The 12367-nt window shown below is 67.3% G+C and carries 11 protein-coding genes and 1 pseudogene; 8 read left to right on the top strand and 4 right to left on the bottom strand.

The window, feature by feature from the left end; genetic code table 11:
• Window positions 1-220: 220 nt before the first annotated feature.
• Window positions 221-616: a hypothetical protein gene (locus tag JOD65_RS01545; RefSeq protein ID WP_191194078.1), complete on the bottom strand. Its 396-nt coding sequence runs from the start codon at window positions 614-616 to the stop codon at window positions 221-223.
• Between the two features lie 680 nt (window positions 617-1296).
• Here JOD65_RS01545 and JOD65_RS01540 point away from each other — a divergent pair.
• The 8 genes and pseudogenes from JOD65_RS01540 to JOD65_RS01505 all read left to right on the top strand — a co-directional run.
• Window positions 1297-2523: pseudogene (locus JOD65_RS01540) on the top strand (DnaB-like helicase N-terminal domain-containing protein); the annotation flags it as partial.
• Between the two features lie 501 nt (window positions 2524-3024).
• Window positions 3025-5418 carry an SGNH/GDSL hydrolase family protein gene (locus JOD65_RS01535; protein WP_191194080.1) on the top strand — a complete coding sequence of 798 codons (2394 nt, stop codon included), beginning with the start codon at window positions 3025-3027 and terminating at the stop codon, window positions 5416-5418.
• A gap of 289 nt (window positions 5419-5707) precedes the next feature.
• Complete coding sequence (locus JOD65_RS01530; RefSeq protein WP_191194081.1) at window positions 5708-6304, top strand: dihydrofolate reductase family protein; 597 nt, start codon at window positions 5708-5710, stop codon at window positions 6302-6304.
• A gap of 241 nt (window positions 6305-6545) precedes the next feature.
• Entirely contained in the window at window positions 6546-7154 is a 609-nt protein-coding gene (locus tag JOD65_RS01525) for a biotin transporter BioY (RefSeq protein WP_191194082.1), read from the top strand.
• Window positions 7141-8151, top strand: coding sequence for an AMP-binding protein (locus JOD65_RS01520; protein ID WP_191194083.1), 1011 nt, complete (start codon window positions 7141-7143; stop codon window positions 8149-8151). Before JOD65_RS01525 ends, JOD65_RS01520 begins: the two co-directional genes overlap by 14 nt.
• The gene (locus tag JOD65_RS01515) at window positions 8148-9284 is read left to right on the top strand and encodes a thiolase family protein (RefSeq protein WP_191194084.1); all 1137 of its coding nucleotides are present in this window, start codon (window positions 8148-8150) and stop codon (window positions 9282-9284) included. Before JOD65_RS01520 ends, JOD65_RS01515 begins: the two co-directional genes overlap by 4 nt.
• On the top strand, window positions 9278-9961 hold the full coding sequence (locus JOD65_RS01510) for an energy-coupling factor ABC transporter ATP-binding protein (protein ID WP_307820877.1): 684 nt from the start codon (window positions 9278-9280) through the stop codon (window positions 9959-9961). Before JOD65_RS01515 ends, JOD65_RS01510 begins: the two co-directional genes overlap by 7 nt.
• Window positions 9958-10563: an energy-coupling factor transporter transmembrane component T family protein gene (locus JOD65_RS01505; RefSeq protein WP_204810897.1), complete on the top strand. Its 606-nt coding sequence runs from the start codon at window positions 9958-9960 to the stop codon at window positions 10561-10563. The genes JOD65_RS01510 and JOD65_RS01505 overlap by 4 nt, the downstream gene beginning before the upstream one ends.
• Before the next feature lie 104 nt (window positions 10564-10667).
• Here the strand turns inward: JOD65_RS01505 and JOD65_RS01500 are convergent, their stop codons facing one another.
• The 3 genes from JOD65_RS01500 to JOD65_RS01495 all read right to left on the bottom strand — a co-directional run bounded on the left by JOD65_RS01500 (window position 10668) and on the right by JOD65_RS01495 (window position 12303).
• Complete coding sequence (locus JOD65_RS01500; RefSeq protein ID WP_191194085.1) at window positions 10668-11018, bottom strand: hypothetical protein; 351 nt, start codon at window positions 11016-11018, stop codon at window positions 10668-10670.
• A 140-nt stretch (window positions 11019-11158) separates the two neighbouring features.
• A complete protein-coding gene (locus JOD65_RS24165) occupies window positions 11159-11683 on the bottom strand; it encodes an NYN domain-containing protein (protein ID WP_372440144.1) in 525 nt (174 codons plus the stop codon).
• Window positions 11684-11727: 44 nt separating this feature from the next.
• Complete coding sequence (locus tag JOD65_RS01495; RefSeq protein ID WP_191194086.1) at window positions 11728-12303, bottom strand: hypothetical protein; 576 nt, start codon at window positions 12301-12303, stop codon at window positions 11728-11730.
• Window positions 12304-12367 lie beyond the last annotated feature (64 nt).

Raw genomic sequence — 12367 nt, 5'->3', positions numbered from 1 at the left:
GTCAGGAGTATTTGGACCTCAAGCTCCTCGCTGCCGCGCTGGCGTCGGCCTCTTCGATCTGGTGCATAGTCATTTCTTGGAGGTCCTCCCATGCGGCAACGTACCCGTCGATTGGCTCGCCGCGTTCCGGGTGGACTGGCTCTCCACGGATGTAGCGGTCGAGGTTCCTACGACCCCACCTGATGGCCGAATACGCCACGCTCCGAGCTGAGACCGCTACCTAGCGCTCGCCAGCGAGGCGTTCGACGTCAGGCAAGAGGTTTATCACTACGCGCACGTGTCCACGGAGTGGTTGCGTTAGGTAACCACTCTCGACGCTGATGCTGTTCAAGACCGAGCGCGCCGCATGTCGCGATTCCTCGTCTGCCCACAACGTGGTGTGGCTAATCACTATGTGTCGCGACAGATGCGAATTGAGCTGAGCTAACAGTTCGAGGATGGCCTGCGCCTTTTGGTCCATCCGCGCACCTACCTCGTCCCGTCGGGTCTGTTGCGCCTCTTCGTCGCGGTCCTTCAAGTGCCAGTGATGCTGCAGGATATTGCCACCCAAGCCGATCGCGCCGCCGAGTACCACCCCGACGAGGCCAGCCCCCGCGCCAATCCAAATGTCTGACATGGCTCGATTCTCGGCACGCTTGTTGATATCGACAGGAAGAGGTCTTCACTTCCCTTCACATGAGCGGACTCCCGGGCTTGCGGACAACCGCGTGGAACGCGACGCGTAGAGCAGTGATTCAACTTCGCCGCCTTTCCACATCGAGTCGAGGCGCGCGTCGGGGAGGACGCTTGAGGTAGTCCTTCCCTCCGCCGGCGACTCGCCTAAGTCGAGGATGCTGGTTCAACAGGGAGTAGGTGCATCTTTTGCGGTCGAAGCGCGCGACCTGGGGTCGCGCCCAACGACCCGGCCAAGGGAGGCGCACATCGCGGGCTGCACGGGCTGCATGCCCGCTGCCCTCATTCACTGACAGCACCAGACGCCGAGTGTCCTGTCGGCAACGTGGGTCATGCTCAGACGGCAGTGATGTCGAAGGTCGTGACTAGCGTTTACCGAGGGTTGTCCCATGACAGGAGCAAAAGGGGGTGGTCGAGTTGCTGGACGGGACCGGAGCTGTACTCGCAGGAGTCGCGGCGCTCGTCAGCGCCGTCCTGCTGGGTGCTCCGTCAGGCGTCAAGGCGTACGTCGACTTCGTGACATTCCGCGACAAGCGGAGGCGTGAACCCTTACCGCGGGAGTCTCTGTCGTCTCGACCACCGCCACCGCCAGGCGGTTGAGGAACCAGTTCAGCCAAGGTCGTCGACGTGATCAAGGGCGTCGACTACTACCGCCCGGCCCACGAGGTGAACCACGACGCGATCATCGACCTCTACGGCCGCGGCGAGCCGGCCGACCCGATCACGGTGGCCGCCGAGCTAGTCAAGCGCGGCGAGCTGGTGCGCATCGGTGGCGCCCCCTACCTCCACACCCTGTCGGCCAACGTGCCGATCGCGGCCAACGCCGGCTACTACGCCGAGATCGTGCGCGACAAGGCGATCCTGCGCCGCCTGGTCGAGGCCGGCACCCGCATCGCCGCCCTCGGCTACGCGGGCGAGGGCGAGATCGACAACGTCGTCGACCACGCGCAGGCCGAGGTCTACAAGGTCACCGACCGACGGGCGGCCGTCGACTACGCGCCGCTGAGCGACATCATGAGCGGCGTCCTCGACGAGATCGAGGCGATCGGCTACCGCGAGGCCGGAGCCAAGAATGCGGAGACGAATTCAGACGCCGTCCTCCGGCGCCGACTGGCCACGTCGTGGCGCGCGGCGCAAAAAGCGCGCTCGATCGCGCGCAGGCGCGGCCAAACGCCAAGGAGAGCAATCGCCAGCGCAGGCGTCCAAATGTTGCGAGGATTAGGCGGCACATTAGTTACGCAACAGTGGGGAAGCATGAACAAGAAGATCGTCGTGGCCGCGGTCGCCGCGCTAGCAGTGCTTGTAGGCACGTTTTTCGGAGGTAAGGCGTCCTCCGACCCCACTGCCTCGACCGAGTACAAGTCCTTGACCAAAGAATTGAAGGACACCAAGACCGATCTCGCTCAGACCGAGGATGAGCTATCGACGACCGCGAGCGACCTGGCAGACACCACTTCCAATCTCTCGGACGCCGAGGCGCAGGTCGACGCACTGATGTCAGAGATTCCATCCCAAGGCGCTGGGGCCAACGAGCCCGCTCTGAGCGGGGGTGCAGCACTCGCGCCCCGCAACATCAAGCTCGGCGTGCGAGTGCGAAGCAAGGAGTGCTTCGGGTCGGCTGGGTGCCTCGTAACAGTGCAGATCGATCCCTCCTACGTAGGCAACCAGGACGTCACCACGGGCTCCTGGGAAATGACGTACGAACTGCGAGGCGTCGAGGATGGCCCTGTCATCGAAATCATGACGCTGGAGGACGGCACGTTCTCGTTCCCTGAGGAGCAGGATGTGAGCACGACTTCCAGCAGCTCGCCCATCACCGCGGTGGTCACTGAGGTCTACTCACTCAATTGACACTGAGTGGTCGTAGAGGATGTCGGCAACGCCCGACCCTTGGGTCCCTTCAAAGCGCGTCAAACCGCCGCGAGCGAAGGTGCGTCCTTCCGCCGCGTGCAGGTACCAGCCGTCAGCTCGAGCGAGCCATGCCGTCCGGTCAGTGCGCGAATCGCGACAAGCGAGGGACCGGCGTACGCTCCAACCTCCGTAGCAGGCGGCGCCGGGTCGGCGAGCCAGTGCGGTCGTCTAGATTGGCGCTTTCGGCAACCAGGGCCAGCTACCAACTGGGGAAGTATCGATGTGCTGAGCGCAAGCGCGGTGCAACTTAGATCCGCACGCCAACGCGTCGACGTGAAGTCGGCTTCGCGAGCTGTTCTGCCGGCCTGAGTGTTCGGCTTGGACAAGGCTTGTGAACGCGCGAAGAACCCCAGAACTGATCATGCTGGCGGCGCGTCATTGGCGTTAGCCTCACGCCACAGCCCGGCCTTCGTCGAGGCCGGTCACGGGGCGGGGGGGTGCATGTTCGAGTCAATCCCCGTTCCGGCTACGCAGAAGCAACCTGAGCCATTTCAGGCGAGCGTTTCGGACGTTGGTGCGGACGACCGGGAATTTGGCGCTCCACCCGTCGCGACGCCGACGGTTGAGGCATCTGCCGCGGGTGACGAACATTCCCCAGAGGCGGAGGCGGCGGAGGCGTCCGAGCGGGCCGGTCGCTCGGATGAACCGCCGCCAGGCCAGCCACCGACCACCACCCCCGCACCTGCCCCCGTCGAGCCTGCTCGCGCTCGGCGGGACGACCCGGCGCGTGTGACAACTGGGGGTAGCGCCGGCCAGACCATCGCCTTCGTCATCGCGCTTACTGTTCTGTTCGTCGTGGCGCAAGCCGAATCCCCGCGCGTCGTGGTGCTGGCGATGTTCGTCGTCTACGTCGCGGTCGCCACTTTGTGGATACGCGGGCAGTACGCCGAGTCCTTAGCTGGGCGATTCACCGCACCGACGCTTCAATTCCTCAAAGTGTCGCTACTTGTGGCGGCCGGGTTCGCCGTCGGCGGCTTCGGCTACAGCAAGATCGACGATCGCGTACCTGAAACGTGGCCGTTGCGGCCGAGCAGCTTCTACCTCGTCGCTGTCCTCATCTTGTACTTCGTCCTTGGCTACGCCATTGCTCGCAATCGCACGCTCGTGGGCACGCAGCGAGCATCAGGGTCTCGCGTTGTGCGTGTCCTGCGCATGGTCAGGTCGTCGTTCGCTTTGCTGAGCGTGTGCTTGCTGCTTCTTGGTGCGGCGTTCGCCGGAGGTCTGCTCCTGCTCGGGCATGATTTTGGGTGGTGGCCGCTGGTGCCACTCCTCGCCGCCGTGTTCGGATTCCCGTGGGTCGCGAGCCTGATGTCCGAACACGTCATCCAGTTCTTCTCCGCCAACCCCCGAACCGTCGTGGACCCTGAACCCGAAAAGGCTGACACAGAGGCCGACAAGCCGGACCGCTGGAAGCGCTCTTGGGCTCGCCTTCGTCGTGACCGGAGCCATCTGCGCATCATCGCCATACTCGTCGGGGTTGTGGTGGCTATCGCGAGCCTGGTGGGCGTGTACGCGGTCGCAGGCAACTTCATCGCGGTTCTTGGTATTGCTGCCCTGATGCTCCTCGTCGTCGCGCTGACGTCGTTCACGCTCGCCGATATCGCCGTCGTCCTTGCTCTCGTCGCACTCATGGGAGTCACGCCTCGCCAGGACAAAGACCTGCCTGCGCCCACCCAGAACGACCCGAGTGTGCTGGTCGCGTTAGGTGACTCCTACATGTCGGGGGAAGGGGCCAGCACGTTCATCGCTGGCACCGACGAAGGCGACGAGAATGAGTGCCGACGCGCCAGAACGGCATGGGCAGCCATGGTCGGCTCCCAACCGCCGTTCGACTCAGTCGTGTTCTTGGCGTGCTCGGGAGCGGACACCTACAACCTGCGACACGAGGGCAGCGACGCACAACCCGTTCCGGAACCGTCCAGCGGTGAGGAGCTCACGCAGCTCGACGCATACGACGACGTCGCAAGCACGTTCCCAGAACCTGCGCTCGTTGTCGTGTCCATCGGCGGCAACGACGCAGGCTTCGCCTCCATCGGCCTCACCTGCCTAGCCCCAGGTGACTGCAACGACCCCACCCCGAAAAAGTTGTGGAGCACCGGGAACCTGGACCGGCTTGAGAACCGTCTGCGTCAGGCGTACGAAGAGCTGTACCGAGAGTTCAAGGATGTGCCTGTCGCCGTCATTCTTTACCCCTCCCCCATCGACGCGGCTAACGCTCCCTGCCCTGAAGCCGACCTGTCACCAGGCGACGTCACGTTCGTCAACGGGTTCCTCAGCAAGCTGAACAACCGCATCCGCAACATCGCACCCGAGTACGGCTTCTACGTCACCGAAGACATGGTCAACGCGCTGACCGACGGGGACTTGCGACTGTGCGACCCGGACAACAACGGCTACCCGGGGCTGAACTTCATCGGCCTGCGCTCCGTCGGCGGGCTCGCCGGACAAAGGTTCAACCCCGGCCAGTGGCATCACAACAGCCTGCATCCCAACGAGCGCGGCCACGCGGCCTTGCAGGCAGCCTTCCTACGCTGGCTCGAAGCGCGTGGCGGCGTCGAGGAACTCGAGCCGGCCAGGCAACGCGTCTTCCCGGCCCGCAAAATCATTGAGTCCGTGTCCGAAGAACACCTCGAAAGTCGAGACCCAGACAAGTGCTGGACATTCGACCCGGACGGCGCCAACGGCTGCAAGAAACAAAGCCAGAACTGGGCGGCGCGCTCTACCGCGTCGGCCGTCTTGCTGTGGGGGGTACCGGTGACACTGGCACTACTGGCTGTGTGGTTCGGGTCGTGCGCGTTCTTTGGTTGGCGACGCAACGCGACTACAAGGACCTAGCGCGCCTGCACTCGTGTGCCCCAGCAGGGTCGTGAGGTTCGATTTCACTCAAGCATGGCAAGCCTTTGCTACGGAGCGACAGCGAGGTCCGACGTGGCGGCGTCTTTCCGCCGCCAACGACTGCCGGAGCTGCTGCGCATTGAGATGTTCGGACCTCTAGCGCCATTCCTCATCGATTAACAGGGATCTGACCCGGTTGACCGTGTCGTATCCGCGGACGTCGGTTCGTTGGATGGACAGGGGCAAGCGACGAGCTGCCTCCCCCTCCACCACAGGAAGGACCACTGCCATGTCCAAGGTTGTCGCCATCATGTCCATGTCACTAGACGGGTTCGTTGCCGATCCCGACGACGGCGTGGCCGAGGTCTTCGATTGGTACGCCAGCTCGGGAGACGTCCAGATCCACACCGGCGGATCGAACCCCATGACGTTCTCGATGTCCGAGTCGAGCGCCCAGCACGTCCGCGGGCTCACGTCGGAGCTCGGCGCCGTGCTCACTGGTCGCCGCACGTTCGACGTCGCCGGCGGCTGGGGAGGCAACCATGCGTGGGGACCCGGGTTCGTCCTTGCTCACGAGATACCTGCCGGCTGGCCGCGAGCCGACTCAACCGTCACCTTCGTGACCGACGGGATCGAGAGCGCCGTGACTCAAGCCAAAGCCGCCGCTAGGGGTAAGGCAGTCGGCGTCCACGGCGCCGACACCATCCAGCAACTGCTCAATGCCGGCCTGCTCGACGAGATCAGCGTCGACATCGCCTCGGTCCTGCTCGGCTCAGGCGTACGGCTCTTCGACCACCTCGACGGCACGCCCGCGGTACTCGGCAACCCGTCATTGATCCAGGGGGTCGGGGTCACGCACCTGCGATACCCCGTCCACACCCGATGAACCTGGGCTGCGTCACACCGCCGCGATTCACGCGGCGGCGCGACGTGTCTGCGGGCGTGGTGCCAGCGACGTGAAGCTGGTCGCACGGTACGGACTCATGGGCGGCAGGCATCTCGTCAGGTCCGCGCGGGGACCCGTGTTCGAAAGGTGAGACGCGCGGTAGGTTGCGAGATGCCGTCCTAACCTGAACACCGTTCAGCTTCTTTCCAGGGCCCCGCTATCCGATCCACGAGGTTCCGCCATGACCACGCACCCCGACGCCCACGCCCGGCGCGACATCCCGCTCATCGCGATCTTCGCGGGGGTGGTCGCCGCACTCGGCCTGTTCCCGGCGATCTCCGCGTTCGGCGGAGCCGTGCCGATCACCGCCCAGTCGCTGGGCGTGATGCTCGCCGGGGCGATCCTGGGGCCGCGACGTGGCGCCCTCGCGCTTGTCGTGTTCCTGACGCTGGTGGCGATCGGCCTGCCGCTCCTGGCCGGCGGTCGGGGTGGGTTGGGCGTCTTCGCCGGCCCGTCGATTGGCTACCTGATCGGGTTCCCGGTCGCTGCGTTCGCTGTGGGCGCGTTGACGTACGCCTTCGGTGCTCCGTACCGCCTCGTCTTGGGCATCCCTGCGGCCGTGGTCGGGGGCGTCGTCGTGCTGAACGTGCTTGGCATCATCGGCCTTGTGCTCCGCGCTGACCTCAGCGTCCGGGACGCGACCGCCGCCGCCCTGGTGTTCGTGCCCGGCGACGTGGTCAAGGCGATCGTGTGCGCCCTCGTGGCCCGTGGCGTGCACGCCGCCTACCCCGGCCTGCTCCCTCAGCGCCGGGACGTCGCGCGTCGCTCCGATGTCGATGTCCCTGCCTGAGCACGTCGACGTCCTGGGGGCGCCGGACCCGCTGGGGATCCTCGCGTGCGCGGCCCCCGATGACCTCCTGGCCTTCCGCACCGCCGGTACGGCCGGTCGGCCGCGGACCGTGCTGCGGACCAGCCGCTCGTGGGTGGAGTCGTACCCGCACGTGTCCGAGCTGCTGGAGATGACGCCAGCCAGCAGAGTGTGGGTACCGGGGCCCCTGAGCGCCACGATGAACCTGTTCGCCGCGGCCCACGCATCGTGGGCCGGGGCGGAGGTGGTCGCGGAGCCGTCCGCCGCCACGCATGCCCACCTCACACCCTGGTGGCTGCGACGCCAGCTCGCCGACGACCCGTCCGCCCTCTCCGGTCTGCACCTCGTGGTGGCCGGCGACCGCCTGTCCAGCTCGCTGCGCGACGCCGCCGCCGGCGTGGGTGCACAGGTGAGCCACTACTACGGTGCCGCCGAGCTCTCGTTCGTGGCCTGGGGGGGCGACGCGGAGTGGCTGCGACCGTTCCCGGGAGTCGAGGTCACGGCCCGTGACAGTGAGCTGTGGGTGCGTTCGCCCTACGTGTGCGAGGGGTACGCCGAGCCGGAGCACGTGCTCCGCAGCGACCAGGATGGCTGGCTGACCGTCGGGGACCGCGGCGAGGTCCGGCCCGCCAAAGGGGCCGTAGGCGGCACGGTGACGGTGTTCGGACGCGCCGGTGGCGTCACGACCGGCGGGTCAACGGTCCTGGAAGCCGACGTCGAGCACGCCCTGAGCCTCGAAGCGGCGGGTGAGGTGGTGGTGGTGGGCGTCCCGCACGTCGACCTCGGTCAGGTGGTCGCCGCCGTGGTCACCGACCCGGACGACATCGCCCGCCTCCAGGAGGTGAGCCGACGTGTCCTGGCGCCGCAGCAGCGGCCGAGGTGGTGGTTCGACCTAGCCTCGCTGCCGCTGACCGGCAGTGGCAAGGTGGACAAGGCGGCCATCGTGCGTGCGGTGACGCGGGAGGGTGTGGACGCATGACCGCCGACGCCGCGCCCGTGATCGTCGCCGCGGCACGCACCCCGATCGGCACCGCCGGGCACGCCCTCAAGGACCTGACGGTCGACCAGTTGGCAGCACCCGTGCTCGCCTCGCTGCTCGAGCGCGGTGGCCTGGACGCGCTCGCCGTGGACGAGGTGCTGCTCGGCAACTGCATGGGCCCCGGCGGCGACATCGCCCGGGTAGCGGCCCTTGCGGCCGGCCTCCCGTGGTCGGTACCGGCACTCACCGTCGATCGGCAGTGCGCGAGCGGCCTCGCCGCAATCGACCTCGGCGCCCGGCTGGTACGCACGGGGGCGCGCGTGGTCCTGGCCGGCGGCGCCGAGTCGGCGAGCACGGCGCCGTGGCGGTCCTGGCCGCCGCAGGCGGGCGGCGAACCGGTGCGATACGAGCGCGCCCCCTTCGCACCGGCCGCCGACGACCTCGAGATGGGTCTCGCCAACGACCTGCTCGCCGACGAGGCTGGCGTGACGCGCGAGCGGCAGGACGCCTACGCCGCCCGCTCGCACCGGCTGGCCGTGGCTGCGCGTGACAGCGGGCAGCTCGACGGCGAGGTCGTGCCCGTGGCGGGCCTCGCGCGCGACGAGCGACCACGTGCCGGCCTGACCGCCGAGCGGTTGTCCCGCCTCCCCGCGGCCTTCCGGCGCGACGGGGCGGTCACCGCCGGCAACGCGTGCGGCGTCAGCGACGGAGCCGCCGCGGTGGCGGTGGTCAGCGCCGAGGTGCACCGGCGGCTGGGCGGCCTCGGCCTGCGCGTCCTGGCGAGCGCCAGCAGCGGCGTCGCCCCCTCTCGTCCGGGCCGAGGCTTGGTCCCGGCCGCGCGGCTCGCGCTCGAGAAGGCCGGGACCTCTCTGGACCGGCTCGACGCCATCGAGCTCAACGAGGCCTTCGCCGGGCAGGTGCTTGCATGCTGCGACGAGCTCGGCCTCGACCCCGACCGCGTGTGCACCCAGGGTGGCGCGCTGGCCCTCGGCCACCCGTGGGGGGCGTCTGGCGCGGTGCTCGTGGTCCGCCTCTTCTCCCAGCTGCTCATGCGCGGGCCCGGCGCCCTCGGCCTGGCCGCGATCGCCGCCGGCGGCGGACAAGGCGTGGCGATGGTGGTGCAGTCGTGCTGATCGAAGTCACCGGCGTCTCCCACACCTACCCCGGCCGCGACCACCCGGCGCTGGTCGACCTCGACGTACGCCTCGACGAGCACCGCATCGGCGTCATCGGTGCCAACGGGTCGGGCAAGTCCACCTTCGCGCGACTGCTCAACGGCCTGGTCGTCCCCTCCCACGGAACCGTCCGCGTCGGCGGGTGGGACACCACCCGCGACGGTCGCGAGGTCCGCAAGCGGGTGGGCTTCTGCTTCACCGACCCCGACTCCCAGATCGTGATGCCCACCGTCGCCGAAGACGTCGCCTTCGGCCTGCGCCGCCGCGGCCTCTCCAAGGCAGACGCCGCGACCCGGGTCGACGATGTGCTGCGGAGCTACGGCCTGCACGCGCACGCCGACCACGCCGCGCACCGGCTCTCGGGAGGCCAGAAGCAACTCCTGGCCCTCGCCTCGGTCCTCGCCACCGAGCCCGAGCTGCTGGTCATGGACGAGCCCACGACCCTGCTCGACCTCCGCAACAGCCGGATGGTCGCCGACACCGTGGCCGCCCTGCCCCAGCAGGTCGTCCTCCTGACCCACCACCTCGAGCTGGTCACCGAATTCGACCGGGTCCTGGTGTTCGACCGGGCTCGGCTGGTGCACGACGGCCAGCCTAAGGAGTCGGTGAAGATCTACCGCGAGCTGATGGCATGAGCGCTGTGATCGGGCTTTACCGGCCAGGCACGTCACCGCTGCACCGACTGCCGGCCGGCGCAAAGCTGGCCGGGCTTGCCGCCGCCGGCGTCGGCTCGGTCCTGGTCGACACGCCCGCGCAGACCGCCGCGTTCGTGGCAGGGGCACTGGCCCTCCAACCTCTCGGCCGAGTCCCGCTCCGGGTGCTCGTCGACATGGTGCGCCCGCTGATGTGGGTGCTCATCCCGCTCGCCGTCTTCCAGGTCGCGTTCATCGGGTGGGCCCGCACCACCGTCCTCGTCGGGGTCATCCTCGCCCTGGTACTGCTGGCCAACCTGGTCACGCTGACCACACGCACGACCGACCTGATCGACGTCGTCGTCGCCCTGTGCCGGCCGCTGCGCAGGATCGGCATCGACCCCCTGCGCGTGGGACTGGTGCTCAACCTCGCCATCCGGTGCGTGCCACTCATGGCCGACCTCGCCGCCGAGGTGCGCGACGCCCAACAGGCCCGCGGGCTCGAGCTCAGCGCCCGCGCGTTCGTCGTACCCCTCCTGGTGCGAGCCCTCCACCGCGCCGACGACATGGGCGACGCCCTCGCGGCCCGCGGACTCCACGACTGACCACACATCGTCCGCGCGATCAGCGTCTTTCCGCCGCCTGTCGGCGTGCGACGTCCGCTCCGGCGGACCCATAGGCGTCAGGCGCTCACGGCGGGGCCGGAGCCCTAGTCCGGCATTGGACTAGGAGGGCTTAGGAGCGTCGCCACTTGGTTCAACACGTGCAGCGTCCATCCGCTCTCTTCGACATACGATCGAAGCCGTTCCTCGCATCCATCAGCCAACTTGTTGCGGTGCGAGGTCCACGCGACGAAGTCGCGCACAAGCATCGTGTGCGGATCGGAAACCTGGCCGGTGTAGTCGAGGCTGCTACCTGGCGAGGACCAGCCATTGATGGCGATTGTGCTGATGGTGGACAGCATCGAAGCCCCGAACATTGCCAGGTCGCCATACGTAACGTCTGTGTGCTCGGAAACTCGGTCGAGGAGTGTCAGGAGCGAAGGGTCAGGCTCGTCCATCTATCCATGATGAGCGGGCCCGCACATTTTCACTCACCCAAGTTCGGGCCGGTTTTGCGTGCGTCTAGCCGCCGCCTGCTGGGGACATGGGGACTGCCAATGTTGGGGGACAAAGTCCACCCCCGTGCTTGACCGTCGGATCATGCGTGCGGCGTAACGTCCCCGAGGGTCCAAGCCGCACTCTCGGGATGCGCCAGCGCCGGGATGGGACGAAGCACCACGATCGAGCTGGCGCATCCGACGAGCCTTTGGCTCACGTGACGCCGGTCGAGTGTCACGACGTGTAGCTCGCCCAGCTTGGCGACGCGAGCCAGGTCTCCGTCATTGCTAGCGAGCAGAAAGCGATGCACCCCCGAACGGTGCAACTGACGAGCGCGCACGAGGAGTTGGCGGTCCGCGCCGGACTTGCTTCGGCCGCCCGAGTGCGTCTCGAAGCCGCACTCGTTCAGCAGCGGTGCCCACCTGCGAGCTGTGCTCCGTCTACCTGCCGCGATCTTGGGAGCGTGCGGGCCCGCAAACTCCCCGAGTACGGCGACGAGCTCAGGAAGGTGGCGCCACTTGGTAGTCACGTTGTCGAGGTCCCACAGGAGTGCCGTTATCGGACCGACCGATCCGATGACGTCGTGCTGTTGAGCGGTTGCTCGTGGGCCGCCTGGCAATGGCACGGGATCCTCTGGGGCGTCGAGCGTCACAACAGGTGCAGCGCTCACTAGTCCGCGTCTCCCGACTCGTTGGGGCCGATCGAGCCGTCCGTACTCGATTCATCCCCTGAACGTCCGGCCTCGGCGCCTTGATCCTTGGGTGAGGGTGCCGCGTTCACTTCGGCGTCGTCCAGGAGAGGCTCTACATCGACCGCGGCATACGCGCGTTGCACCATTGAGGCCCCATCGCGTCCTTCAGTGCGGCGGGCAACTCTGGCAAAACCATCGATGTCGACCGTCTCGGTGATGCCTTGGTGGAGCAGAACCATGGCCTTCGCCGAGTAGCTGGGCTCGAACCCGCCCTCATCACGCCAAAGGTCGACCAGCGCCGTGATGATGCCTCCGTGAAAGCCATTGGCTTGCTGGGCCTCGCGCTCCTCTGGCGTGAGTGGCCATCCGTAGTCGGGCGTCGCCGTCCACTCGAGAAGGAGGATCTCCTTCGACTGGTATTGCATGAAGGCGTCGTCGTACAAGTGCAGCCGGTCGGGGCCCTGGCGCTCGTCGATCATCATGCGCATGCGCTCCACGGTTTGCCGGGACATGCGGTGGGTGCTGGAGCTCCCGGATTTCCAGTAGATCGTCACGTGCCCCTCCATCCATCGGCTCAAGGGCAAGGGCTCATTCAGGTCCAACATGCGTTGGTGCCTC

The organism is Nocardioides cavernae (assembly GCF_016907475.1).
Lineage (GTDB): Bacteria > Actinomycetota > Actinomycetes > Propionibacteriales > Nocardioidaceae > Nocardioides > Nocardioides cavernae.
The sequence above is the reverse complement of the archived record's forward strand: the minus strand, read 5'-3'. Positions and strand labels throughout refer to the sequence as shown.

Excerpts from the sequence above, each read along its gene's own strand:
- JOD65_RS01545 (WP_191194078.1), bottom strand. The coding sequence starts at position 616 with ATGTCAGACATTTGGATTGGCGCGGGGGCTGGCCTCGTCGGGGTGGTA.
- JOD65_RS01535 (WP_191194080.1), top strand. The coding sequence starts at position 3,025 with ATGTTCGAGTCAATCCCCGTTCCGGCTACGCAGAAGCAACCTGAGCCA.
- JOD65_RS01530 (WP_191194081.1), top strand. The coding sequence starts at position 5,708 with ATGTCCAAGGTTGTCGCCATCATGTCCATGTCACTAGACGGGTTCGTT.
- JOD65_RS01525 (WP_191194082.1), top strand. The coding sequence starts at position 6,546 with ATGACCACGCACCCCGACGCCCACGCCCGGCGCGACATCCCGCTCATC.
- JOD65_RS01520 (WP_191194083.1), top strand. The coding sequence starts at position 7,141 with ATGTCCCTGCCTGAGCACGTCGACGTCCTGGGGGCGCCGGACCCGCTG.
- JOD65_RS01515 (WP_191194084.1), top strand. The coding sequence starts at position 8,148 with ATGACCGCCGACGCCGCGCCCGTGATCGTCGCCGCGGCACGCACCCCG.
- JOD65_RS01505 (WP_204810897.1), top strand. The coding sequence starts at position 9,958 with ATGAGCGCTGTGATCGGGCTTTACCGGCCAGGCACGTCACCGCTGCAC.
- JOD65_RS01500 (WP_191194085.1), bottom strand. The coding sequence starts at position 11,018 with ATGGACGAGCCTGACCCTTCGCTCCTGACACTCCTCGACCGAGTTTCC.